Raw genomic sequence first — 22,746 nt, forward strand, 5'->3', positions numbered from 1 at the left:
CGAGCACGGTCCTCGTCAGAAGGCCGAACGGCTCGCTTGACCCTGCCGCAGCGTCAACGTCTTCACTGGTGGCATGCGGATCGGAGAACTCGCCGCCGTCGTCGGCGTCACCACGCGGGCCGTGCGGCACTACCACCATCTGGGGCTGTTGCCCGAGCCCGAGCGGCGGGCCAACGGGTATCGGGAGTACGGGTTGCGGCATGCCGTCGTGCTGGCGCGGATCCGGCGGCTGACCGAGCTGGGGCTGGGGCTCGCCGAGGTGCGGGACGTGCTCGCGGACGATGCGGGGAAGGACCTCGTCGAGGTGCTGACCGAGCTGGACCAGGATCTGGCGCGTCAGGAGGCGGTCCTGCGGGAGCGGCGGGCGCGGCTGCGGACCCTGCTGAAGGCGGAGGGCGGGATGCCCGCCGAGGGGCCGGTGTCGCCCGAGCTGGCCGCGTTGTTCGCCGGGACCTCGCATCTGTCGGACTCGCCCATGGCCGTGAAGGACCGCGAGATCATCGCCTTCCTGGAGACCGCCATGCCGGCCGAGGACCGGGAGCGGATGGTGGCGTGGGTGGGTGAGGCGCTGGGGAGTCCGGGGGCGATGGCGCGGGCGGGAGAGGCGTACGCGCTGCTCGACGCGCTCGCCGGCGCCGAGCCCGATGACCCGCGCGTCGAGGAGGCCGCCCTGACACTCGCCGGCTGCATTCCGCCAGGGCTGTTCCCGGAGACCGGGGAGACCGGGGAGGCCTGGGAGCCCGACCCGGACGACGGTTTCCTGCGCGTCTTCTATGACGATCTCGCCCCGGCCCAGGCGGAGGCCGTCCGCCGCACGCTGCGGATCCTCGCCGAGGAGCGGCGATGAGCGTCGGGTGGCTCCTGGTCCGGCACGAGGTGCGGCTGCTCGCGAGTCTCGCCCTGTGGGTGGCGCGGCGTACGCATGGGACGGGCGGCGGGGTGGCCTTCGGGTACGCGCGCGGGCAGGGCGCCATGATGGCCGGGTTGGCGTTCGTGTGTGTCGTCGAGACGGTCGCGCTGTCCGTGCTGCTGCGCGACTGGCCGGCCGTGCACGCGGTGTTCCTCTTCCTGGACGTGTACACGATCGTGTTCGTCGTCGGGCTGCACGCCTCGTCCGTCGTACGGCCCCATGTGCTGGATCCGGACCGCAGGACCCTGCGGATACGGCGGTACGTCCATGTCGATCTGCTGGTGCCGCTGGAGCGGGTCGGTGCCGTGCGGCGCGAGCTGCGGATGACGCACGGGCGGGCCGACGGGGAGCTGGATCTGGAGGTGGGCTCGCAGACCAGCGTCACGCTCGAACTGACGGAACCCCTCACGCACGTCGGCTTCTACGGGCGGAGCCGGAAGGTGCGGGTCGTCCGCTTCCACGCCGACGACCCCGACGGCCTCGTCCGCGCCCTCGGCCGGGCGCCCGTCTGAGCTCCTCGTCCGCCCCCGTACGCTGTCGGCGGAGTTCGATCGAAGGAGTACGCGTGCTTGTCCTGCTGCCGCCGTCCGAAGGCAAGGGCTCCTCCGGCCGCGGTGCCCCGCTCAAGCCGGAGTCGCTGTCGCTGCCGGGGCTGACCGCCGCACGGGAGGCCGTTCTCACCGAGTTGGTCGAGCTGTGCGCCGGCGACGAGGACAAGGCGCGTGAGGTGCTGGGGCTGAGCGAGGGACTGCGGGGCGAGGTCGCGAAGAACGCGGAGCTGCGCACGGCGGGGGCGCGGCCGGCCGGGGAGATCTACACGGGCGTGCTCTACGACTCCCTCGGTCTGGCGAGCCTGGACACGGCCGCCAAGCGGCGGGCCGCGCGGTCGCTGCTCGTGTTCTCCGGGCTGTGGGGTGCCGTGCGGGTGACGGACCGGATTCCGTCCTACCGGTGCTCGATGGGCGTGAAGCTGCCGGGGCTCGGTGCGCTGGGCGCGCACTGGCGTACGCCGATGGCGTCGGTGCTGCCCGAGGTGGCCGGGAGCGGGCTGGTGCTGGATCTGCGGTCCGCCGCGTATGCCGCCGCCTGGAAGCCCAAGGGCGAGGTCGCCGGGCGTACGGCGTCCGTGCGGGTGCTGCACGCGCCGACCCGGAAGGTGGTCAGCCACTTCAACAAGGCGACCAAGGGACGGATCGTGCGGAGCCTGCTGACCTCGGGGGCCGAGCCGAAGGGGCCGGCCGAGCTGGTGGAGGCGCTCAAGGATCTCGGGTACGTCGTGGAGGCGCAGGCTCCGGCGAAGTCGGGGCAGAGCTGGTCGCTCGACGTGCTGGTGGACGAGGTTCACTAGCGGGCTGGGCGCCGCGACGTCGACGACGGCCCTCGTCGCGCTCGTGCGGGTGCGGGTGCGGGTGGCGGCGTTGCAGAGTGCGCAACGGCCTTTGCGTGCTCTGCATGCCGACGGCAGGATGACGCCATGGTCTCCCCTGCCCCGCCCGCCTCCGTGCTGGACCTCGCGCCCGTCGTCCCCGTCGTCGTCATCGAGGATGCCGGCGACGCCGTACCGCTCGCGCGGGCGCTGGTCGCGGGTGGGCTGCCCGCGATCGAGGTGACGTTGCGGACGCCGGCGGCCCTGGAGGCGATCCGGGAGATCGCCCGGGAGGTGCCCGGGGCGGTGGTCGGGGCCGGGACGGTGATCCGTCCCGCGCAGGTCGTGGAGGCGGTGGACGCGGGCTCCCGCTTCCTGGTCAGTCCGGGCTGGACGGACGTGCTGCTGGACGCGATGCGGGCCTCCGGGGTGCCGTTCCTGCCGGGGGCGTCCACGGCGTCCGAGGTCGTGGCGCTGCTGGAGCGCGGGGTGCGGGAGATGAAGTTCTTCCCGGCGCAGGCCGCTGGCGGCACGGCGTATCTGAAGTCGCTGTCGGGACCGCTCCCCCAGGCCCGTTTCTGCCCCACGGGCGGCATCGGCCCGTCCTCCGCCCCGGACTATCTCGCCCTGCCCAACGTCGGCTGCGTGGGCGGGAGCTGGATGCTGCCGCAGGACGCCGTCGCCGCCCGCGACTGGGGGCGCGTCGAGGAGCTGGCCCGTGCGGCGGCGGGGCTCAGCGCAGGTAGGACGTGTCGTTGAGGAGGCGGACGCTGGCGTTGCCGTCCGCGTAGTACGCGACGACCGACAGGGACGCGGCCGACAGTTCCATGCGGAACAGGGACTCCGGCGGGGCGCCCAGGGCGAGCCGGACCAGCGTCTTGATCGGGGTCACGTGGGTGACGAGCAGGACCGTGCGGCCGGCGTGGGCCGCGACCAGCCTGTCGCGGGTGGCGGCGAGCCGGGTGGCCGTCGCCGCGAAGCTCTCGCCGCCTCCGGTGGGTTCGGCGTCCGGTGAGGCCAGCCAGGCGTTCAGGTCCTCGGGGTGGCGCTCGCGCACCTCGGCGAAGGTGAGTCCCTCCCAGGCGCCGAAGTCGGTCTCGCGCAGCCCGTCGTCGATGCTCACGTCGAGTCCGAGCCGGGCGGCGACGATCCCGGCGGTCTCCCGCGTACGGGCCAGCGGCGACGACACGACGGCCTGGATCGTGCCCCGCCGGGCCAGCATCGTGGCGGCCCGCTCGGCCTGCTCCCGGCCGGTGTCGGACAGGGACGGATCGGTGCCACCACTCCCGGAGAACCGCTTCTGCGGGGTCAGCGGCGTCTCGCCGTGCCGCAGCAAAACGAAGGTGGCGGGTGCGCCCATGTCGGCGGGGGCCCAGCCGGGAGCGGCGACGGTTGTGGCGGCGCGGGTGTCGGCGCGTGCGGCGTCCTCGGCGGCTCCGGAAACTTCCGAGCCCTCGGCGGCTCCGGGAACCTCCGAGACCTCGGCGGCTCCGGGAACCTCCGAGACCTCGGCGGCGACTCCGGAACCCTCCGAAACCCCGGCGGCAACCTCACCCGCCGTGTCCAGCTCCGCCGTGGACTCCGCCTCCGACCACTGCTCGCCCCTGGCCCCCGCGTCCATCGCCTCGTTGGCCAGGCGGTCGGCGTGCTTGTTCTGGGCCCTCGGCATCCACTCGTACGTGACCCGGCCGGGTGGGAAGACCCGGGCCGCCTGCGCGGCCAGGGGCTTCATGTCGGGGTGCTTGATCTTCCAGCGGCCCGACATCTGCTCGATGACGAGCTTGGAGTCCATCCGGACGTGGACCGTCGCGTCCGGGTCCAGCTCCCGGGCGGCGCGCAGACCGGCGAGGAGGCCGCGGTACTCGGCGACGTTGTTCGTGGCGACGCCGATGTACTCGGCGGTCTCCCTCAGGGTCTCCCCCGTCACCGCGTCGCTGACCACGGCCCCGTAGCCGGCGGGCCCGGGGTTGCCCCGCGAGCCGCCGTCGGCCTCGACGATGAACTCCCGCACCGGAAGGGCTCCCTGAAGGCCTAGAGACCGGACTCGGACGTGCGCACCAGGATGCGGCGGCAGTTCTCGCAGCGGACCACCGTGTCGGGCGCGGCCTTGCGGATCTCGGCCAGCTCGGTGATGGCGAGCTCCTGCCGGCAGCCCTGGCAGCTGCGCGCGTACAGCTTCGCCGCGCCGACGCCGCCCTGCTGGCCGCGCAGCTTGTCGTAGAGCTTCAGCAGATCGGCCGGGATGGAAGCGGCGACGACCTCGCGCTCCTTGGTGACCGTGGCGACCTCGCCGTCGATCTGCTCGAAGGCGGCGTCGCGGCGCGCGGTCGCGTCGTCGATCTTCGACTGGACGGAGGTGACGCGCTCGGTCAGCTCGGCGACCCGCTCCTGCGCGGACTCGCGGCGCTCCATGACCTCCAGCACCACGTCCTCCAGATCGCCCTGCCGCTTGGCGAGGGAGGCGATCTCGCGCTGGAGGTTCTCCAGGTCCTTGGGGGAGGTGACGGCGCCCGAGTCGAGGCGCTGCTGGTCGCGGGTGGCGCGCTGGCGCACCTGGTCCACGTCCTGCTCGGCCTTGGTCTGGTCGCGGGCGGTGTCGCTCTCCTCGGTCTGCGCGGCGACGAGCAGGTCGCGCAGCTGGGTGTGGTCCTTGGTCAGCGACTCGATCTCGGCGTGCTCGGGCAGCGACTTGCGCTTGTGCGCGAGCTGCTGGAGGCGGACGTCGAGGTCCTGGACGTCGAGGAGTCGGATCTGGTCGGCGGGCGCGGCGTTCAGTTCGGGGCTCCAAGGGGATCAGAAGGGGGCGAGGCCGCGTGCGCGGTCCAGGGGTCGGTGACCGTCTTCGAGACGTGGACGCGCAGGTCCCATCCGTGCCGGTCGGAGATCTCGTCGAGCTGGCTCGCGGCCAGCTCGCACCAGGGCCACTCGGTGGCCCAGTGCGCCGCGTCGAGCAGCGCGAGGGGGCTGTGGGCAACGGCTTCCGACGCCGGGTGGTGGCGCAGGTCGGCCGTGAGGAAGGCGTCGACTCCGGCCGCGCGGACGTGGTCGAAGAGGCTGTCGCCGGAACCGCCGCTGACGGCGACCGTGCGCACGAGCGCCTCGGGGTCGCCGGCGACGCGGATGCCCTGCGCGGTGGCGGGCAGCCGCTCGGCGGCGCGGGCGGCGAACTCGCGGACGGTCACCGGGTGGTCCAGCGCGCAGAGGCGGCCGAGGCCCCGGCGGCCCGCGGGGTCGGTGGGGTCCGGCACGAGCGGCCCGGTGACCCGCAGGTCCAGCGCGCCCGCGAGGGCGTCGGAGACACCCGGGTCGGCGCTGTCGGCGTTGGTGTGGGCGACGTGCAGCGCGATGTCGTTCTTGATGAGGGTGTGCACGACGCGGCCCTTGAAGTGGGTCGCCGCGACCGTCGTGGTGCCGCGCAGGTAGAGCGGGTGGTGGGTGACGAGCAGGTCGGCGCCCAGTTTCACCGCCTCGTCGACGATCTCCTGGACCGGGTCGACGGCGAACAGGACCCGCGTGACCTGCTGGTCCGGGTCGCCCGCGACGGTGCCGACCGCGTCCCAGGACTCGGCCCGCTCGGCGGGCCACAGGGTCTCCAGCGCGGTGATGACTTCAGACAGACGGGGCACGGGAGCAAGGCTACCCGCCTGATCTGTGGCGTTGCACCGCCACCGCCCGCTCCCGGCCCCCATGGCCCCGCTCAGCACAATCGCCCCCTTTTCCTCAGGCGAATCGTTCCTGGAACACCCTTATGTGTGAAGCCTGGGCCCGAGGAATTCCCCGTCCGCGCGTGCGATACCTAGCGTTCGTCACTGGAGGTGACCGAACGATGACGGCCTGTGTGATCGAACCTTCGGCGGGACACGAGGACGAGGACGTGACCGCGCCGACAGGCTGCACGCTCACCGCGGACGGTGCCTACGGCGCCCGCCTCGCGTCGGCCGGCGGCTCCTGGTTCCCGGAGCGCTGGACCCTGGACGGCCCCGAGCCGTACGCGGTGCCGCTGCCCCGCAACCAGCCGGAGGAGCCCGGCACCGAGGTGCAGCCGATGGCGGACGGGCGGGTCCTCATCCACCGGGTGGTGGCCGGGCGGCACGCGTTCTCGCTGCTCTATCCGACCGGACCGGGCACCGGCGAACTGCCGCTGGGCGCGGTCGAGTGCCCGGACGGCACCGCCCGGCTGCGGCTGCTGCCGCCCGCCCCGGGCGGGGAGCGGGCCTACGCCCTGGCCGTCGGGCCGCGTGCGACGTCGGTGTGGCTGGTGGCGGGCGGCGCCTTCGGGCCCGAGCGGCTGGCGGAGCTGCCCGGCCGCTGCTCGGGCGGGGTCTGGCTGGACCGGTCGGGGCGGCTGCTGGCGCTGGACCGGGAGACCGGCGGTCGCACCAAGTCCGTCGTGGTGGACCTGGAGGGCGGCGGCGAGGTGTCGCCGCTGCTGCAGATCGCCGCCGAGAGCGACGACCGGCTGCTGCTCGCCGACCACGACAGCGGGCTGCTGATCGTCCGCTCGGACGCGCCCTCGCCGGGGCAGGACCGGCTGGGCTGGGGCGTCCTCGGCAGCTCGCTGCCGGTGCGCTTCCCGGAGTGCCTGCGGGTGCGGGACTGCTCCGTCACGCCGTTCGCGGTCCAGCCGGGGCAGGTGCTGACGCCGGAGAGCTGTGCGGTGGCGCTGCGGGTGGACGGGCCAACGGGCAGCTGGGTCGCTGTCTGGCGGCCCGCAGAGCGGCGGGTGCACCATTTCCGGGCTCCCGAGGGGTGGTTGGCGGGCACGGGCCTGTGGACGCCGGAGGGGGTGCTGCGGCTGCCGTACGCGACGGAGGCCGTGCCGTGCGGGGTGGCGCAGGTGAGTCCGCCGCCGGCCGCCGAACCGGAGCATGGGGCGGCGACGGCGCCGGCTTCGGAGCCCGAGCCGGCGGCCCCGGTTGCGGAACACTCCGCACGGCCCGCGCAGCCATCGGCGCAGCCCACCGAGCCTCCGGCGCCCTCCGCTCCACGTCCTGTGCCCCTTCAGGAAGCGCCGTTGGGACGCCTTGTAACGAACTAGTGCCGGTTGGCGTGGCTGCCTGGATCCGAGGTCAAGGGGGCCGGTTAGACTCACCCGGCTGTAAAAAAGATCATGTTGACGGGGTGAATTCCATCCGATGAGTGACGCCAGCACGAACCAGCCGCGTAACGCCGACGTCCAGCAGTCCTCCACCGGCCCCGGCCGGCACCGTGGAGAGGTTTCCACGCGGGACGGCGAGACGGCTCCGCGCGGACGTCACCGCAAGCCGGTGGCGGAGACCGAGCAGGCCGTGACCGCGGCCTGACGGCACGCCGGTCACCAGACGGCGAACGGCCCTTCCCGCCACAAGCGGGGAGGGCCGTTCCGTGCTTTCGGTGTCGCTCACCCGCGTTTCAGGCTCAGCACCTCCGCCGCCGCGAACGTCTCCCCGGCCGGCCGGTCCGCGTAGTACGGCCCGAGGACGGCCTCCAGCTCGTCGTAGGTGAAGGCGTCCTGCTTGCTGTCGAACTTCGCGGCGAGGCGCGGCCGTTCTACGACGGCGACCATCCCGCCGTGCACCACGAGAAGCTGCCCGTTGACGTGGGCGGCCGCGGGTGAGGCCAGATAGCCGACGAGCGGGGCGACGTGCTCGGGGGCGAGCGGGTCGAGGCCGGTGCCGGAGGGCTGTTCGACGCCCGCGAAGACGTCCTCGGTCATCCGGGTGCGGGCGCGGGGGCAGATGGCGTTGGCCGTGACGCCGTATCTGCCGAGGGCGAGGGCGGTGGACGTGGTGAGGCCGACGATCCCGCCCTTGGCGGCGGCGTAGTTGGGCTGCCCGGCGGAACCGGCGAGGAACGCCTCCGAAGAGGTGTTCACGATCCGCCCGAACACCGGCTCCCCGGCCCGCTTGGACCGCTCCCGCCAGTGCGCGGCGGCGAACCGGGTGGTGTTGAAGTGGCCCTTGAGGTGCACGCGCAGGACGGAGTCCCACTCCTCCTCGGCCATGGAGAACACCATGCGGTCGCGCAGGATGCCCGCGTTGTTGACGAGGATGTCCAGCCTGCCGAACGCGTCGACGGCCGACTCGACGAGCGTGCGTGCCTGGGCGAAGTCGGAGACGTCGCCGGTGTGCGCGAGCGCGGTGCCGCCCGAGGCCCGGATCTCGGCGGCGACCTCCTCGGCGGGCCCCGCGGACGCCTCGCCCGAACCGTCGCGGCCGGGCTGCCCGTAGTCGTTGACGACCACGGCGGCGCCGAGCCGGGCGAGTTCCAGCGCCTCGGCCCGGCCGAGCCCGCGGCCCGCGCCCGTGACGACGGCGGACAGCCCTTGAAGTGGCAGTGGCATCGGCGGAGTCCTCAGATCTCTATGCAGGTGCGCAGGGCGGTCCCGGTGCGCATCTGGTCCAGGGCCTCGTTGATGTCCGCGAGCGGCACCCGGTGGGTGATCAGGCCCGCGAGGTCGATACGGCCCGCCCGCCACAGGGCGATGGTCCGCTCGTAGGAGGTCAGCACGTCACCGCCGCCGTACATCGACGGCAGGATCCGCTTCTCGTCGAAGAACAGCTCGAACATGTTGAGCTGGAGGAAGTCGTCCATGGCGCCCGCGCCGACGATGACGAGGGTGCCGCCGCGCCGGGTGTTCTCGTAGGCGGTGCGGGCGGTGACGGACCTGCCGACGACCTCGAAGACGTAGTCGAAGCCCTCGCCGCCGGTCACCTGCTGCTTGGCATCGGGCAGTTCCTCCGAGGAGACCGCCCGCGACGCGCCGAATTTCAGCGCCGACTCGCGACGTGAGGCCACCGGGTCGACGGCGACGATCTCCGCGGCGCCCTTCAGCCGGGCCCCCTGGATCGCGGAGATGCCGACGCCCCCGCAGCCAATGACGGCCACCGACGAACCGGCCTCCACATCGGCCGTGTTGAGCGCGGCGCCGAGGCCGGTCGTCACTCCGCAGCCGATGAGGGCGGCGATGTCGAAGGGCACGTCGTCGGGTATCGGCACCGCGCAGCCGGCGTCGACGACGACCTCCTCGGTGAAGGTGCCGGTGCCGGCGAAGCCGAAGACGTCCCCGCCGGGGCGCTTGAAGTTGGGGGTGCCGGCGTTCATGAACCCGGCCAGGCACAGCTCGGTCTGGCCGCGTTTGCAGGCGGGGCAGGCGCCGCAGGCGGGCAGCCAGCACACCACGACCCGGTCACCGGCCTTGAGGTGGCTCACGCCCTCGCCGACCTCGAGGATCTCGCCCGCCCCCTCGTGTCCGGGCACGAACGGCGCGGGCTGCGGCAGCACCCCGCTCATCGCCGACAGGTCCGAGTGGCACAGTCCCGTGGCGCGCACCCGGATCCGCACCTTGCCGGGTCCGAACCCCACCGCCTCGACGTCGTCGAGGACCTCCAGCTTGTCCTGGCCGATCTCGTGCAGCACGGCTGCGCGCATGGTGCGGGCTCCCCTCGTACGGCGTTGTGGACTCAGGTGTGTTCGACGATGGTGTCGGCGAGGACGGGCGCGTCCGACCGCTCGACGGCGCTGACGGCGACGCGGGTCGACTCCGGCGTGTGCCACATGCGGATCCGCAGGGTCTCGCCCGGGTACACGACCCCGGCGAACCGGGTGGCGTAGGACCGCACCCGGGTCACGTCCCCGCCGAGGAGCGTGTCGACGACGGCCTTGAGCGTGATGCCGTAGGTGCACAGGCCGTGCAGGATGGGCCGCTCGAATCCGGCGAGCTTGGCGAACTCCGGGTCTGCGTGCAGCGGGTTCCAGTCGCCGGAGAGGCGGTAGAGCAGGGCCTGGTCGTCGCGGACCGGCCGTTCGACGGTCCGGTCGGGTTCGCCGGTGGGCGGTTCGAGGCGGGTGGAGGGGCCGCGGTCGCCGCCCCAGCCACCCTCGCCGCGGATGAAGATCTGGGCGTCGTTGGTCCACAGCGGGCCGTCGGCGTCGGCGACGTCGGTGCGCAGCACGAGGACGGCCGCGGTGCCCTTGTCGTGGACGGCGGCGATCCGGTTGGTCGCGGTGGCGGTACCCGTCGCCGGGAGGGGCCGGTGGATGACGAGGCTCTGGCCGCCGTGCAGGACGCGGGCCAGTTCGACCTCGATGCCGGGCATGGACAGGCCGCTGGTCACGCCGGGCTTTCCGCCCCCCGCGACGGTGGCGAAGCTCGGCAGGACGTGCAGCCGGGACTCCAGGGTGTAGCGCAGTTCGTCGGGGTCGGTGGCGGGGCTGCCCGCGCCGATGCCGAGGTGGTACAGCTGCACGTCCCTGTGGTCCCAGGAGATCTCGCCGGTCCGGGGTCCGGCGGCGAGCGCCTTGGCTGCGTCGATGGGCATGGGGCTCCTGATCGCCGGAGGAAGGACCTCGGTACGGCCGTCCGCACCGTCGGCCGCACCGAGGCCGTCTGGGGCCGGACCGGGCCGCGAACTGAAACGCGTTCCAGTCCCGCGCCCTCTGTATAGCCGAGGCCCCGGCACTTGTGAAGACTCCTGACACCGTGTCAGATCCGGTCGGGCCGGATCGGCGTGGCGGTGACATTTGTCCTGCCGGAGTCCGTACAACCGCCTCTGCCGCCGGCCCCGCCCGGTCCGTAACGTCGCTGCCATGACCACGCGGAGTCCGGGGGCCGTGCCCCAGGCCGGCGCAGTCGGGACGGAGGACGGAAACGTGTCCTGGAGGGACAAGCTCAAGTGCCGGTTCGAGGCGGTGCGGTCGGACGTCCGCGAGGCCCGGGAGCACCGGCGCCATTACCAGGCGAACAAGGGACGGCTGAAGGCCGAGTGGCGGGCGGCCCGGAAGGCGGGCGGTCCCGACGCGGTGGCCGGCCCGCCGCCCACCGGCTTCACCCTGCTGCCGTGGCTGCTGATGGGGATGGGCGCGTTCTCCCACCTCTTCCAGGGCCGCACGGCGAACCCGTGGATCGGTGGCCTGGGGCTGCTGACCTTCAACAGCCTCTACATCTACGTAACGTTCCGCTCGTTCGACAAGCACAAGCGCGAGGCCCTCTCCACCCGGGTCGCACTCGCCCTGCTGGCGGCCGTGACCTGCGCGCTCGCCGCCGGGTACGGCGACACCTGGCTGCTGTTCTTCCCGCTGCTCGGCCTCGCGACCGGCGCGGCCCTGCGGCTGTCGCACCTGCGGCCCGCCGGTACGGCCGTGGCGGTGCTGGCGGGTGCCGTGGCCTGCTTCCACGACGGCTGGGGCGGGCTCGACATCGCGTACGCCACGTGGATCTCGACGATGGTGACGGCCGCGATCATGCGCCTTTCCGAGGCGGTGCGGGAGCTGCGCGCCGCCCGTGAGGAGCTGGCCCGCCGGGCGGTCGAGAAGGAGCGGCTGCGTTTCTCCCGCGACCTGCACGACCTGCTCGGGCACACGATGTCGGTGATCGTCGTGAAGTCGGAGGCGGCCCGGCGGCTGGCGGGCCGTGACCTGGACGCCGCGCTGGCCCAGATCACGGACATCGAGGCCGTGGGCCGGCAGGCGCTGACGGAGATCCGGGAGGCCGTGACCGGCTACCGGCAGGGCAGCCTCGCCACGGAACTCGACCGGGCGCACTCGGTCCTGACGGCCGCGGGCGTCACCCTCGTGGTGAGCCGCTCCGGCCCGCCGCTCGGGACGCAGACGGAGGCGCTCCTGGGCTGGGTGGTCCGGGAGGCGGTCACCAACGTCGTACGGCACAGCGGGGCGGAGCGCTGCGTGATCACCCTGTCGGGCTGCGGGGAACGGCTGCGGCTGACGGTCTCCGACGACGGGGGCGGGGTGGGCGCTCCGGACGCGCCGGTGGACGGCGACGTCATGGCTTCGGTCGGTTCCGGCGGCACCGGGCTCACCGGGCTGACGGAGCGGCTCGCGGCGGCGGGTGGTTCGCTGACGGCAGGGTCGCGAGCCGGGGGCGGGTTCGAGGTGACGGCGGAGCTTCCGCTCGACGTGGAGGACGCACGGCCGGCGGGGGCGGGAGACTTTCGCAGCGACGCGGACGTGTACGTTGGCCGGTGATCCGCGCGACCACGTAGAGCACCGGCGACAACGGCCGGGGGAACGGGAGCACATGGGACGCGTCGCCGTCATCACCGCGCCGAACATCGGGTACCGCAACACGGGCATGCTGACCGTGGACCTGGCGTTCGAGTCCCTGCGGCGGCGGATGGACACCGCGTTCGACGCCACCTGGTACACGCTGCACACGCCGGAGACGGTGCCGCTGCGCGACGGCGCGCGCGGCATCGAGTTCCCGTTCCGCTTCCACCCGCTGGCCGAGCACCTCGACACACTCCGGGACCATGACGCGGTCGTCTTCTGGGGCGACTTCCTGCACACCCGGCACTACCTGGCGCAGGACGCGACGAACCGCCTGCTCGACTTCGGCTTCGCCACGGACCGGGACGACGCCCGGGGGCAGCTGAACCGCGCCCTGCTGTTCGCGGACCAGCCGGACGAGGTCCTCGCGCGGACCCTCAGCTACGGCGGCACGATCCTGCACAACACGCAGTCCGACTACGAGGACAAGGAGTACGGCCCGCTGTTCTCGCGCCTGGTGACCCGCAGCCACCGGATGTGGGTGCGGGATCCGCTCTCGGCGGCGAAGATCGCGCATCTGCGCCGGGACCGTACGACCGACCACTTCGGTTCGGACGCGGCGCTGCTCTCCCGCCCCGGCGACCTCGACCACCTCCCGGTCACCGAGTGGTCCCGGTCGGTCCCCGACGGCGGTGCGATCGGGGTCTTCCTGGGGGCCCGGACCCCGATCCCCGACTGGCTGCCCGGCTTCTGCCAGGGTTTGTCCGACCGCCTGGGCGTCCCGCTGGAGTGGCTGCCGTGGTTCGACCGGGAGGTCCCCGACCCGGTGCGCCACATCGCGGCCCGCCCGGGGAGTCCCACCGTCGGCGACCTGGTCGGGGTCCTGCCCCGCTACCGGCTGGTCGTCACGGACACCTACCACCTGGCGGTCAACTCCTGGGGCGCCGGCACCCCGGCGGTGTGCGTGGGCGCGCCCGAGCCGACGCCCAAGACGCACGACGACTACCTGACGCTGAGCGATGTGAAGAAGCACGTCTTCCACATGGCGTACGACGCGACGGACTTCTACCTGACCACCGAGGAGGGGCACGGGCAGGACCTGGACCGGATCGCCGGTCTCCTGGAGGGCGGCGGCGCCGATACGGTCGCGGCGCGCATCCGCGACCACGCGGACTACTCGGCGGCTTCCTTCATCCGGACGCTGACCTCGTTGCTGGACACCTGCCGACCCGACCCGGGCCCGTGACCGGGCGGCCCATCCGCGTCCTGCTCGCGGAGGACCAGGGCATGATGCGCGGCGCGCTCGCGCTGCTGCTGGGGATGGAGGACGACATCGAGGTCGTCGCGCAGGTCGCCGCGGGCGACGCGATCCTGGACGCGGCCCTCGCCCACCGCCCGGACGTCGCCCTCCTCGACATCGAACTGCCGGGCCGGAGCGGCCTGGACGCCGCCGCCGACCTGCGCGTGCGGGTCCCCGGCTGCCGGGTGCTGATCCTCACGACGTTCGGCCGCCCCGGCTACCTGCGCCGCGCCATGGAGGCGGGTGCCACCGGATTCCTGGTCAAGGACGGCCCCGTGGAGGAACTCGCCGCCGCCATCCGCCGGGTCCTGGCCGGCGAGACGGTCGTCGACCCCGCCCTGGCCACGGCCGCCCTCAGCGCGGGTCCCAACCCCCTCACAACCCGCGAGAGCGACGTGCTCAAGGCCTCCGCGGACGGCGCGACGGTCGCGGACATCGCAGCCGGGCTCCACCTGTCGGAGTCCACGGTCCGCAACTACCTGTCCTCCGCGATCGGCAAGACGGGCACCCGCAACCGCATGGAGGCCCTGCGCGAGGCCCGCCACCAGGGCTGGCTATGAGCCCTGCACCCGCTGGAACAACGCGGTCCACAGGAAGGACTCGCCGAAGCACTCCGACTCCTCCGGCTCGTCGCGCATCCGCCGCAGTTCGAGCTCGGTCATATCGGAGAAGATCCTGCGCAGCGCCTCGGGCGTGTAGGCGAGCCCTCCCCGCAGTCCCGCTCCCTCGCGGTAGAAGTCACCGTCGGACAGCTCCGACCCCATCCCTCCGTCCCCGGCGGCGAAGCAGGTGAGGCCGAACAGGCCGCCAGGCGCCAGGAGTTGTTCCAGCAGGGCGAGGTAGCTGACCCGGCGGTGCGGCGGGAGGTGGTGGAAGCAGCCGGAGTCATAGACGAGGTCGTACGGTCCGGTGAGTGCCCCGCCGGTGAGCGCGAAGGCGTCCCCACGATGGAACCGCACGCCCTTAACCCCCGCCTCACGAGCGCGTTCCCGGGCCCAGTCGACGGCTGCCGAGGACAGGTCGACCGCATCGACCTCGAAGCCGCGCGCAGCCAGATACAGCGCGTTGCGCCCGGGCCCGCACCCGAGGTCCAGCGCCCGTCCCCCGCCGACCGGACCCCGCTCCACGGCGGCCACCAGGCTTTCGTCCGGCTTTGCCACGAAGAACGGCACCGTCCGCGAGCGGTCGGCGTAGAAGCCGTCCCACCAGTCGGCTCCGCGGCCCGTCCACCGATCGGCCTCGGGGGCGAACAGCCCGTCGAGCAGGGCGAGTACGTCGTCTACGGTGCGTATGTTCCGGTCCATCCGGCCCCCCTTCCGCGTCCGCTGACGATACGTTCGGACCTCACGAAGGGCCAGGTCAGTGCCGCCTTTCGGAGTGATGAGGAGGCTCTGGGGCACCCATGCGGCGCGGGCGGGAGCCCCGCCGTCGGATCACCGCGCCCCCGGACCGGAACAGCGGCGGCTCGCCCGGGGAGGGCCCTCTCGCCCCCGTTCCGGGCCACGCCGCCCGTGGTTTTTTCAGGTGCCCTGGTGCTCCCTGGCCCGCCGCGGCAGCCACACCCACATCAGCACCATCCCGGCCACCAGCACCCCGGCGCCCACCCGGAACGCGAGGGCGTAGCCCTCCGTCAGGGCCTGGGGGGTCGTGCTGCCCGCCGATTCTGACGCCGCCAGGGTGGACAGGACCGCGAGCCCCAGGGAACCGCCCATCGTGCGGGACGTGTTGACGAGGCCGGAGACCAGGCCCGCCTCCTCGGGGGCCGCGCCGGAGGTGGCCAGGGAGGCGAGGGGGGTCGCCGCCAGGCCCGCGCCGAGCATCATGAGGACGCCGGGGAAGAGAATCACCGTGGCGTAGGAGCCGTCGGCGGTCATCGTGGACTGCCAGGCGAAGCCGGCCACGGCGACCAAGGTGCCCAGCGCGGCGACGTTGCGCGGGCCGACCGGCCGCATCAGGCGGGGTGCGAGCTTCGAGCCGAGGATGACGGCGAGGGAGCTCGGGACCAGGGCCAGGCCGGCCTCGAGCGGGGTGTAGCCGAGGACGTTCTGCGCGTAGAGGGTCATGAAGAACCACATGCAGAACATCGCCGAACCGCACAGGAACATCGAGACGTTGGCCGAGGAGACCGAGCGGACGCGCAGCAGGCCGAGCGGCATCAGCGGGCTCGCCGTGCGGGCCTCGACGGCGAGGAACGCCCCGAGCAGGACCAGCCCGGCGAGCAGCGGCAGCAGGGTGGCCGGTGCCGTCCAGCCCGCCGCCTCCGTCTGGGAGATGCCGTAGGCCAGCGTGCCGAGGCCGGCCGTCACGAGCAGCGCGCCCGGCAGGTCGAGGCGGCGGCCGTCCCCGGCCCGGCCCTCGGTGAGGAACCAGGCGGCGGCGCACAGCACCACGGCGCCGACGGGCACGTTGATGAGCAGCACCCAGCGCCAGGACAGCGTCTCCACCAGCAGCCCGCCGACCAGGCCGCCCGCCGCGCCGCCGCCGGCCCCGACGGCCGTCCAGGTCCCGATGGCCCGGGCCCTTGCGGCGCCCTCCGGCACCGACGCCGTGAGGATCGTCAGCGTCGAGGGCGCCAGCACGGCCGCGCCCAGCCCCTGCACGGCCCGCGCCAGGAGCAGCTGCCAGTCGTCCTGTGCCAGCCCGCCGGCCGCCGAGGCCAGGGTGAACAGGCCGAGCCCGACGAGGAACATCCGTTTGCGGCCGTAGAGGTCCCCGGCGCGCCCGCCGAGCAGCATGAACCCGGCGAAGGCGATGGCGTAGGCGTTCACCACCCATTGCAGGCCCTGCTCGCCGAGTCCCAGCCCGGTCCGCATCGACGGCAGCGCCACGTTGACGACGGAGACGTCCAGGACGACGAGGAACTGACCGGCGCAGGTGAGCGCCACGACGAGCCAGGTGGGAGGCGCGGTGCGGCGGGGCGTGCGGGTTATTTCGGCGGCTTCGAGCATGGGTGTCATGCTCTCAACCGCTCCACACCCCCTGCATCGGGATTTCGACCTAGGGCTTCGTGCGGGCATGCGGGGCCCTTCCCCAAGAAAAGGTCAAGTTTTCGTTAGGGTGCCAAAGCAACGGAATAGTTGCCTGGACGTACGAGGTTCAGATCCCACGTAACCCGACGCTCCCCGGCCTGGAGGCCCTTTTCCATGACGCAGACGACGACAGACCGCCCGGCCGGCAGAGCGAGCGGGGCCGTTGTCCCGGTGCTCGCCTTCGCGGGCATCGTTGTCGCGGTGATGCAGACCCTGCTCGTGCCGGTGATCAAGGATCTGCCGCAACTGCTGGACACCTCCCCCAGCAACGCCACGTGGGTCCTCACTTCGACGCTCCTCTCGGGCGCGGTGGCCACCCCGATCATGGGCCGCCTGGGCGACCTCTACGGCAAGCGCCGCATGCTGATCCTGAGCCTGGCCGTGATGGTCGTGGGCGCCCTGGTCAGCGCGCTCACCAGCGATCTGCTGCTCATGATCGCCGGTCGTACGCTCCAGGGCTTCGCGATGGGCGCCATCCCGCTCGGCATCGGCCTGATGCGCGACATGCTGCCCCGCGAGAAGCTCGGCTCGGCGATGGCCCTGATGAGCTCCTCCATAGGCGTCGGCGGCGGCCTCGCCCTGCCCGCCGCCGCCCTGGTCGCCCAGCACAGCGACTGGCACTCCCTCTACTACGGCGCCGCCGGCCTCGGCCTGCTCGCGATCGCCCTCACGCTCCTCGTCGTGCCGGAGTCCCCGATGCGCGCCGAGGGCACCTTCGACCTGCCGGGCGCGATCGGCCTGTCCGCCGGGCTCGTGCTGTTCCTGCTGCCGATCACCAAGGGCAGCGACTGGGGCTGGGCCTCCGGCACCACGCTCGGCCTGTTCGCCGCCTCGGCGGTCGTGCTCGTGCTGTGGGGCGTGATGGAGCTGCGCCTGAAGGCCCCGCTGGTCGACCTGCGCACCACGGCCCGCCCGGCCGTCCTCTTCACCAACCTCGCCTCGATCATGGTCGGCGTCTCCTTCTACGTCGTCTCCCTGGTCCTGCCCCAGCTGCTCCAGCTGCCGAAGTCCACCGGCTACGGCCTCGGCCAGTCGATGGTCGTCGCGGGTCTGCTCGTCGCGCCGCTCGGCCTGACGATGATGTTCACGGCGCCCGTCTACGCCCGGCTGTCCGCGAAGTACGGCCCCAAGGTCACCCTGATCCTCGGCCTGCTGATCATCGCGATCGGCTACGGCGCCGGCCTCGGCCTGATGAGCGCCGCCTGGCAGAGCCTGGTCATCTCGGTCCTGCTGGGCGCGGGCATCGGCCTGGCCTACTCCTCGCTGCCCGCCCTGATCGTGGGCGCGGTCCCGGCGTCGGAGACGGGTGCGGCCAACGGTCTCAACACCCTGATGCGCTCCATCGGCACGTCGGTGTCGAGTGCCGTGATCGGCATGGTGCTGGCGAACACCGCGGACAACGTCGGCGGCGTCGAGATCCCGACCATGCACGGCTTCCGGGTCTCGTTCCTGATCGCGACGGGCGCGGTGGCCGTGGGCCTGCTCCTGGCGCTGTTCCTGCCGGGCCGGCGGCCGTCGGACAAGCCGCAGTTGCGGGCCAGCAGCGAGGAGGACGCGGTGCTGGAGCGCGCCGAGGAGGTGCTGCGCGGCTTCCGCGGCCGGGTGCTGGCGGCCGACGGCTCCCCGGTCGCCCGCGCCAAGGTCACGCTGATCGACCGCCGTGGCCGCCAGGCCGGTGCGACGCTCTCCGCCGAGGACGGCAGCTACGCGCTCACCGTCCCCGACCGGGGCTCCTACGTCGTGGCCGCCCGGGCCACGGGCCACGCCCCGCTCGCCTCGTCCGCGACCCACACGGGCGACGAGCGCCCGGTCGACCTGGACCTGTCGCTGCCGGGCGAGACGGTCCCCGCCTGACCTGCCGCCCGGCCCCGTTACTCACCGGTACCCCCTGTCGTCCCGCGGCAGGGGGTACGGCACGATGGCGCCCTGACCGTCGTACGACCGAGAGGAAGCCCATGCCCGCGGCGCCGAAGCCCGAGATCCTGGCCGCGTTCGAGGCGGCGAAGGGGTTCATGCCCGCCGGCGAGGGTCTGGCGCTCTACGCGGCGGCCGTGGAGGCCGGGCGGCTCGGACTGCCGTTGCTGGAGGTCGGCACGTACTGCGGCCGGTCCACGATCCTGCTCGCCGACGCGGCCCGCGAGGCCGGGGTCAGCGCGCTCACCGTCGACCACCACCGCGGCAGCGAGGAGCAGCAGCCGGGCTGGGAGTACCACGACCCGGAGACGGTCGACCCCGAGGTCGGCCTGATGGACACGCTGCCCACGTTCCGCCGCACGCTGCACCGGGCGGGCCTGGAGGAGCACGTGGTGGCGCTGGTCGGGCGCTCCCCGCGGATCGCCGCGTTCTGGCGGACGCCGCTGGGCTTCGTCTTCATCGACGGCGGCCACACCGACGAGCACGCCACGGCCGACTACGAGGGCTGGGCGCCGCACGTCGCCGAGGGCGGGCTGCTGCTCATCCACGACGTCTTTCCCGACCCGCAGGACGAATTCACCGGCCAGGCCCCTTACCGGATCTACCTCCGGGCCCTCGCCTCCGGCGCGTTCACCGAGGTCTCGGCGACGGACTCGCTGCGGGTGCTGCGGCGCACGGGCCCGGGCATCTGACGCACCGGCACGCGCCGGGCGGCTGGGCGGGTGAACCGCACCCCCGGCACCCCTTCCCGGTCGGCCCACGGGCGGCGTGGCGAGTCGGCGGGCGGGAGCCACTGCCCAAGGATCCGGGCGCGTGGCACACACCTTCGAAGAGCTCGTGGAGAAGCAGCGCGCGGCGGACGAGGCGTACGCGCGCGTGCGTCACCTCCAGGACGCGTACGGGCCGCCCACCCAGACCAAGTGGAGCGGCCAGCAGACCACCACCTGGGAGACGGCCTGGCGTGCCTGGCGCGATCTCGCCCGGGACGTCCAGGCGGCGGTGACCGGGTACGCGAAGCAGGAGGGCACACCGCGCCAGGAGGTGGAGGCGCGGGTGAAGGAGGCGGTACGGCACGGGGACGGCGGCGGGAACGGTGCGTAGCCGCCACCCGCCGGGCCGTCCTCGGGCCGCCGCCCCCGCTCACGGCCGCTAGGGTGGCTGGCGTGTCGTACGTAGGCCCGGACTTCGAACCTCCCCAGCCCCGCCGCCGCCGCGGCCCCCTGACCGTCGCGCTCGCCGCGCTGGTGCCGGGGGTGCTGCTCGGCTGGCTGGTGTACGAGACGGTGGGCGGCCCGGGGGACGACGGGGGGTCGGGACGGGCGAGCGCGCGGTCCTCCTCGCCCGCCGCGTCGAGCGCGCCCTCCGACGACGCCAAGGAGCCGAGCGCCTCCCCGAAGCCCACGGCCACGCCCTCGGCCTCCGCGCCCGCCGCCTCCGGCCCGCTCAAGGGCAAGGTCGTCGTCATCGATCCGGGGCACAACCCGGACAACTTCCAGCACGCCTCCGAAATCAACCGCAAGGTGAACATCGGGACGAACTCGAAGGAGTGCGACACCACGGGCACATCCACCAACGACGGTTACACCGAGGCGAAGTTCACGCTGGACGTCGCGCACCGGATGCGCACGCTCCTTCAGGCGCAGGGCGCCACGGTGAAGCTGACACAGGACGGCGACCGGCCGTTCGGGCCGTGCGTGGACGAGCGGGCCCGGATCGGCAACCAGGCGAAGGCCGACGCCGTGGTCTCGATCCACGCGGACGGCTCGGGCGCCGGCAACCGAGGCTTCCATGTGATCCTGCCCGGCGCGGTCCATGCGGGCGCCGCGGACACCCGGGCGATCGTCGGCCCCTCGCGCGACCTCGGCGAGAACGTCGCGGGCCGCTTCGTGGCCGTCACCGGCAGCGCGCCCTCCAACTACATCGGCGACGGCGGCGGACTCGTCACGCGTAAGGACCTGGGCGGTCTCAATCTGTCAACGGTTCCCAAGGTGTTCATCGAGTGCGGCAACATGCGCGATAGCAAGGACGCGGCGTTGCTCACCAGCGGCGCCTGGCGACAGAAGGCGGCGCAAGGAATCTCTGAGGGAATCGTGAGTTTCCTGCGCGGGTAGGTGTGGACCGGCAGATCCCGGCGGACACCCTGATCCGGCGGACGATAGGGTCCTCCTTACGATGAGGGGCCACCCCCGCGCTTCACACCGAGTCCGGACGGCGGCATGGTGACAGCGACGCCTCTACCGACGATGAGACGACCTACGAAGGACCTGAAGTGAATATCCGCTCCCTCACTCGGGGCGACGGCGTGGTGATCGGAGCAGCGGTATTGCTGTTGATCGCGTCGTTCCTCGACCTCTACTCGTTCGACAATGTCCCCGACAGCGTCGACCTCCCCATGCTGTGGGGCAGCGGCCCGGTCGTGTTCAGCGTCGTGCTGGCCGGGATCATCGGCGCCGCGCTCGTCGTCGTCTCCCGGGGCCTGCCGCAGGCCCCGAAGATCGCGGGGATCGAGCTGGGCCAGTTCGGTGCCGCCTTCACGGTGTTCGCCGCGTGGAGCGCCCTCGGCAACATCTTCGACGTGACCGGTGGCTACGACAACATCGAGGGGACCAACTCCGAGTTCCTCCCGAGCCCTGGCATCGGCATGATCCTCGCCCTCATCGCCACGCTGCTGATGGCCGCCGCCGCCCTCACCACGCCCCTCGTCCCGGCCCTCAAGGCCGCCCTCCTCCCGGCTCCCCGCCCGGCCGCCCCGCAGCCCTACGGCGCCCAGCCCCCCGGTGGTTACGGCTACCCGGGCGCGCAGCAGCCCGGTGGCTACGGCCAGCCGCAGCCGGGGCAGCCGTACGGCGGCCAGCCGCAGCCCCAGCAGGCGCAGGCCCAGGCTCCGCAGCCGCCGGCCGGGGACTTCTCCCCGTTCTGGTTCGCGGTGCCGGTGCCGCGGCCGCTGTTCGCGGAGGACGGCTCGCCCACCCCGATCGCCGAACTCGCCCCGGGTACCTGGTACCTGGCCGTCGAGCAGCGCGGAGCGGCCCTGGTCGCCCAGACGCAGGACGGCCGCCGCGGTGTCCTCCAGGACACGTCGGGCATCCAGCGCGGCTGAGCCCCACGGCCACGCTCGGCCCCTCGCCCTTCCGGGCGGGGGGCCGTTGCCGTACAGTCGGCGTCCCGTCAACTGACACACCGTCAGGAGTCAGGTATGCGGCTCGGTCTCGCGCTCGGCTACTGGGGCCGCGGTCCCTCCCCCGACCACGTACGCCTCGCGCAGGAGGCCGAACGGCTCGGCTACGACTCGGTGTGGACGGCGGAGTCCTGGGGCTCGGACGCGTTCACCCCGCTCACCTGGATCGCGGCGCACACCTCCCGCATCCGGCTCGGCACGGCGGTCGCGCAGATGGCGGCCCGCTCCCCGGCCACGACCGCGATGCACGCCCTCACCCTGGACCACCTCTCCGGCGGCCGCGTGCTGCTGGGCCTCGGCCTCTCCGGCCCGCAGGTCGTCGAGGGCTGGTACGGCCGCCCGTTCCCCGCCTCACCGCTCACCGCCACCCGCGAGTACGTCGACGTCGTACGGCAGGTGCTGCGCCGCGAGGCCCCCGTCGAACTGGCCGGCCGCTTCCATTCCCACCCCTACCGCGGCCCGGACGCCACGGGCCTCGGCAAGCCCCTCAAGCCGATCACCCACCCGCTGCGCGCCGATCTGCCCGTCCTGCTGGGCGCCGAGGGCCCGAAGAACGTCGCCCAGACGACCCGGATCGCCGACGGCTGGCTGCCGCTGTACTGGTCGCCGAACCGGCCGGAGGTCTACGGCCCGGCCCTGGCGGAGCTGCCCGAGGGATTCATGGTGGCGCCGATGACACAGGTCCGGGTGTGCGACGACGTCGCCGAGGGGCTGCTGCCCGTCAAGGCGATGCTCGGCTTCTACATCGGCGGCATGGGCCACGCGGCCCGCAACTTCCACGCCGACCTGATGGCGCGCATGGGCTACGAGGAGGAGGCCCGCCGGATCCAGCGGCTGTTCCTCGACGGCCGCCGCGAGGAGGCCGTGCTCGCCGTCCCCGACGCCTTCGCCGACGAGATCTCCCTGGTCGGGCCGCGTGAACGCATCGCCGAGCGGCTGGAGTCGTGGCGGAAGGGCCCGGTGACCGACCTCCTCGTGCTCAGCCCCGACCCTCATACCCTGCGGATACTCGCGGAGTTGAACTCCTGAGCGAATCGGCGGGTTTCATCCAGAGTTCAAGGGCAA

Annotated in this window: 23 protein-coding genes; 15 read left to right on the plus strand and 8 right to left on the minus strand. The window is 73.0% G+C overall.

Going from position 1 to position 22,746, the window contains the following annotated elements; translation table 11 throughout:
- Positions 1-73: 73 nt before the first annotated feature.
- The 4 genes from QOL88_RS11300 (at position 74) to QOL88_RS11315 (ending at position 3,035) form a co-directional block, all read left to right on the plus strand.
- A complete protein-coding gene (locus QOL88_RS11300; protein WP_097216312.1) occupies positions 74-847 on the plus strand; it encodes a MerR family transcriptional regulator in 774 nt (257 codons plus the stop codon).
- Positions 844-1,422 (plus strand): hypothetical protein, encoded by a 579-nt coding sequence (locus QOL88_RS11305; RefSeq protein ID WP_097216313.1) that lies wholly within the window; start codon positions 844-846, stop codon positions 1,420-1,422. The genes QOL88_RS11300 and QOL88_RS11305 overlap by 4 nt, the downstream gene beginning before the upstream one ends.
- 53 nt (positions 1,423-1,475) lie before the next feature.
- A complete protein-coding gene (gene yaaA / locus QOL88_RS11310; protein ID WP_097216314.1) occupies positions 1,476-2,258 on the plus strand; it encodes a peroxide stress protein YaaA in 783 nt (260 codons plus the stop codon).
- Positions 2,259-2,384: 126 nt separating this feature from the next.
- The gene (locus QOL88_RS11315) at positions 2,385-3,035 is read left to right on the plus strand and encodes a bifunctional 4-hydroxy-2-oxoglutarate aldolase/2-dehydro-3-deoxy-phosphogluconate aldolase (protein ID WP_097216315.1); all 651 of its coding nucleotides are present in this window, start codon (positions 2,385-2,387) and stop codon (positions 3,033-3,035) included.
- Here QOL88_RS11315 and QOL88_RS11320 read toward each other — a convergent pair.
- The 3 genes from QOL88_RS11320 to QOL88_RS11330 are packed head-to-tail and all read right to left on the minus strand — an operon-like array spanning position 3,010 to position 5,902.
- Entirely contained in the window at positions 3,010-4,287 is a 1,278-nt protein-coding gene (locus tag QOL88_RS11320) for a bifunctional RNase H/acid phosphatase (protein WP_097216316.1), read from the minus strand. The two genes, QOL88_RS11315 and QOL88_RS11320, sit on opposite strands and share 26 nt — an antisense overlap.
- Positions 4,288-4,307: 20 nt before the next feature.
- Positions 4,308-5,051: a zinc ribbon domain-containing protein gene (locus QOL88_RS11325; protein ID WP_097216317.1), complete on the minus strand. Its 744-nt coding sequence runs from the start codon at positions 5,049-5,051 to the stop codon at positions 4,308-4,310.
- Positions 5,048-5,902, minus strand: coding sequence for a Nif3-like dinuclear metal center hexameric protein (locus tag QOL88_RS11330; RefSeq protein WP_097216318.1), 855 nt, complete (start codon positions 5,900-5,902; stop codon positions 5,048-5,050). The genes QOL88_RS11325 and QOL88_RS11330 overlap by 4 nt, the downstream gene beginning before the upstream one ends.
- A 200-nt stretch (positions 5,903-6,102) precedes the next feature.
- Between QOL88_RS11330 and QOL88_RS11335 the strand changes: the two genes are divergently transcribed.
- Both QOL88_RS11335 and QOL88_RS11340 read left to right on the plus strand, forming a co-directional pair.
- On the plus strand, positions 6,103-7,314 hold the full coding sequence (locus QOL88_RS11335) for a hypothetical protein (RefSeq protein WP_097216319.1): 1,212 nt from the start codon (positions 6,103-6,105) through the stop codon (positions 7,312-7,314).
- Positions 7,315-7,411: 97 nt separating this feature from the next.
- A complete protein-coding gene (locus QOL88_RS11340; RefSeq protein WP_097216320.1) occupies positions 7,412-7,579 on the plus strand; it encodes a hypothetical protein in 168 nt (55 codons plus the stop codon).
- A gap of 77 nt (positions 7,580-7,656) precedes the next feature.
- Here QOL88_RS11340 and QOL88_RS11345 read toward each other — a convergent pair whose 3' ends face one another.
- Genes QOL88_RS11345 through chsH3 form a run of 3 tightly spaced genes read right to left on the minus strand, consistent with a single transcriptional unit; the run spans position 7,657 to position 10,576 of the window.
- The gene (locus tag QOL88_RS11345; protein ID WP_097216321.1) at positions 7,657-8,598 is read right to left on the minus strand and encodes a 3-oxoacyl-ACP reductase; all 942 of its coding nucleotides are present in this window, start codon (positions 8,596-8,598) and stop codon (positions 7,657-7,659) included.
- Between the two features lie 11 nt (positions 8,599-8,609).
- On the minus strand, positions 8,610-9,686 hold the full coding sequence (locus QOL88_RS11350; protein ID WP_097216322.1) for a Zn-dependent alcohol dehydrogenase: 1,077 nt from the start codon (positions 9,684-9,686) through the stop codon (positions 8,610-8,612).
- A gap of 32 nt (positions 9,687-9,718) precedes the next feature.
- Positions 9,719-10,576: an enoyl-CoA hydratase ChsH3 gene (gene chsH3, locus QOL88_RS11355; RefSeq protein WP_097216323.1), complete on the minus strand. Its 858-nt coding sequence runs from the start codon at positions 10,574-10,576 to the stop codon at positions 9,719-9,721.
- Positions 10,577-10,907: 331 nt separating this feature from the next.
- On the opposite strand from chsH3, the gene QOL88_RS11360 reads away from it, so the two are divergent.
- Genes QOL88_RS11360 through QOL88_RS11370 form a run of 3 tightly spaced genes read left to right on the plus strand, consistent with a single transcriptional unit; the run spans position 10,908 to position 14,120 of the window.
- Positions 10,908-12,239 (plus strand): sensor histidine kinase, encoded by a 1,332-nt coding sequence (locus QOL88_RS11360; protein ID WP_373559341.1) that lies wholly within the window; start codon positions 10,908-10,910, stop codon positions 12,237-12,239.
- A gap of 52 nt (positions 12,240-12,291) precedes the next feature.
- Positions 12,292-13,506 carry a hypothetical protein gene (locus tag QOL88_RS11365; protein ID WP_097216325.1) on the plus strand — a complete coding sequence of 405 codons (1,215 nt, stop codon included), beginning with the start codon at positions 12,292-12,294 and terminating at the stop codon, positions 13,504-13,506.
- Positions 13,503-14,120 carry a response regulator transcription factor gene (locus QOL88_RS11370; protein ID WP_257027713.1) on the plus strand — a complete coding sequence of 206 codons (618 nt, stop codon included), beginning with the start codon at positions 13,503-13,505 and terminating at the stop codon, positions 14,118-14,120. Before QOL88_RS11365 ends, QOL88_RS11370 begins: the two co-directional genes overlap by 4 nt.
- On the opposite strand, the gene QOL88_RS11375 is transcribed toward QOL88_RS11370, so the two are convergent.
- Both QOL88_RS11375 and QOL88_RS11380 read right to left on the minus strand, forming a co-directional pair.
- Positions 14,115-14,864, minus strand: a complete 750-nt coding sequence (locus QOL88_RS11375; protein ID WP_097216326.1) for a class I SAM-dependent methyltransferase — start codon at positions 14,862-14,864, stop codon at positions 14,115-14,117. The two genes, QOL88_RS11370 and QOL88_RS11375, sit on opposite strands and share 6 nt — an antisense overlap.
- A 216-nt stretch (positions 14,865-15,080) precedes the next feature.
- Positions 15,081-16,517 (minus strand): MFS transporter, encoded by a 1,437-nt coding sequence (locus tag QOL88_RS11380; protein ID WP_097216327.1) that lies wholly within the window; start codon positions 16,515-16,517, stop codon positions 15,081-15,083.
- 186 nt (positions 16,518-16,703) lie between these two features.
- Between QOL88_RS11380 and QOL88_RS11385 the strand changes: the two genes are divergently transcribed.
- From QOL88_RS11385 to QOL88_RS11410, 6 genes are all read left to right on the plus strand, one after another.
- Positions 16,704-18,443 carry an MFS transporter gene (locus QOL88_RS11385; RefSeq protein WP_097216328.1) on the plus strand — a complete coding sequence of 580 codons (1,740 nt, stop codon included), beginning with the start codon at positions 16,704-16,706 and terminating at the stop codon, positions 18,441-18,443.
- Between the two features lie 101 nt (positions 18,444-18,544).
- Positions 18,545-19,195 carry a class I SAM-dependent methyltransferase gene (locus tag QOL88_RS11390; protein WP_097216329.1) on the plus strand — a complete coding sequence of 217 codons (651 nt, stop codon included), beginning with the start codon at positions 18,545-18,547 and terminating at the stop codon, positions 19,193-19,195.
- Positions 19,196-19,316: 121 nt separating this feature from the next.
- Positions 19,317-19,604, plus strand: coding sequence for a hypothetical protein (locus tag QOL88_RS11395; protein WP_097216330.1), 288 nt, complete (start codon positions 19,317-19,319; stop codon positions 19,602-19,604).
- Between the two features lie 62 nt (positions 19,605-19,666).
- Entirely contained in the window at positions 19,667-20,614 is a 948-nt protein-coding gene (locus QOL88_RS11400; protein ID WP_097216331.1) for an N-acetylmuramoyl-L-alanine amidase, read from the plus strand.
- A 158-nt stretch (positions 20,615-20,772) separates the two neighbouring features.
- Positions 20,773-21,603 (plus strand): DUF5336 domain-containing protein, encoded by an 831-nt coding sequence (locus QOL88_RS11405; RefSeq protein WP_097216332.1) that lies wholly within the window; start codon positions 20,773-20,775, stop codon positions 21,601-21,603.
- 96 nt (positions 21,604-21,699) lie between these two features.
- The gene (locus tag QOL88_RS11410; RefSeq protein WP_097216333.1) at positions 21,700-22,710 is read left to right on the plus strand and encodes an LLM class F420-dependent oxidoreductase; all 1,011 of its coding nucleotides are present in this window, start codon (positions 21,700-21,702) and stop codon (positions 22,708-22,710) included.
- Positions 22,711-22,746 lie beyond the last annotated feature (36 nt).

It is taken from the genome of Streptomyces sp. Ag82_O1-12, from assembly GCF_900182715.1.
In the GTDB taxonomy this organism is placed as follows: Bacteria; Actinomycetota; Actinomycetes; order Streptomycetales; family Streptomycetaceae; genus Streptomyces; species Streptomyces massasporeus.

Coding starts and splice junctions, on each gene's coding strand:
- QOL88_RS11300 (WP_097216312.1), top strand. CDS start 74: ATGCGGATCGGAGAACTCGCCGCCGTCGTCGGCGTCACCACGCGGGCC.
- QOL88_RS11305 (WP_097216313.1), top strand. CDS start 844: ATGAGCGTCGGGTGGCTCCTGGTCCGGCACGAGGTGCGGCTGCTCGCG.
- QOL88_RS11315 (WP_097216315.1), top strand. CDS start 2,385: ATGGTCTCCCCTGCCCCGCCCGCCTCCGTGCTGGACCTCGCGCCCGTC.
- QOL88_RS11335 (WP_097216319.1), top strand. CDS start 6,103: ATGACGGCCTGTGTGATCGAACCTTCGGCGGGACACGAGGACGAGGAC.
- QOL88_RS11340 (WP_097216320.1), top strand. CDS start 7,412: ATGAGTGACGCCAGCACGAACCAGCCGCGTAACGCCGACGTCCAGCAG.
- QOL88_RS11345 (WP_097216321.1), bottom strand. CDS start 8,598: ATGCCACTGCCACTTCAAGGGCTGTCCGCCGTCGTCACGGGCGCGGGC.
- QOL88_RS11350 (WP_097216322.1), bottom strand. CDS start 9,686: ATGCGCGCAGCCGTGCTGCACGAGATCGGCCAGGACAAGCTGGAGGTC.
- chsH3 (WP_097216323.1), bottom strand. CDS start 10,576: ATGCCCATCGACGCAGCCAAGGCGCTCGCCGCCGGACCCCGGACCGGC.
- QOL88_RS11365 (WP_097216325.1), top strand. CDS start 12,292: ATGGGACGCGTCGCCGTCATCACCGCGCCGAACATCGGGTACCGCAAC.
- QOL88_RS11375 (WP_097216326.1), bottom strand. CDS start 14,864: ATGGACCGGAACATACGCACCGTAGACGACGTACTCGCCCTGCTCGAC.
- QOL88_RS11380 (WP_097216327.1), bottom strand. CDS start 16,517: ATGACACCCATGCTCGAAGCCGCCGAAATAACCCGCACGCCCCGCCGC.
- QOL88_RS11385 (WP_097216328.1), top strand. CDS start 16,704: ATGACGCAGACGACGACAGACCGCCCGGCCGGCAGAGCGAGCGGGGCC.
- QOL88_RS11390 (WP_097216329.1), top strand. CDS start 18,545: ATGCCCGCGGCGCCGAAGCCCGAGATCCTGGCCGCGTTCGAGGCGGCG.
- QOL88_RS11410 (WP_097216333.1), top strand. CDS start 21,700: ATGCGGCTCGGTCTCGCGCTCGGCTACTGGGGCCGCGGTCCCTCCCCC.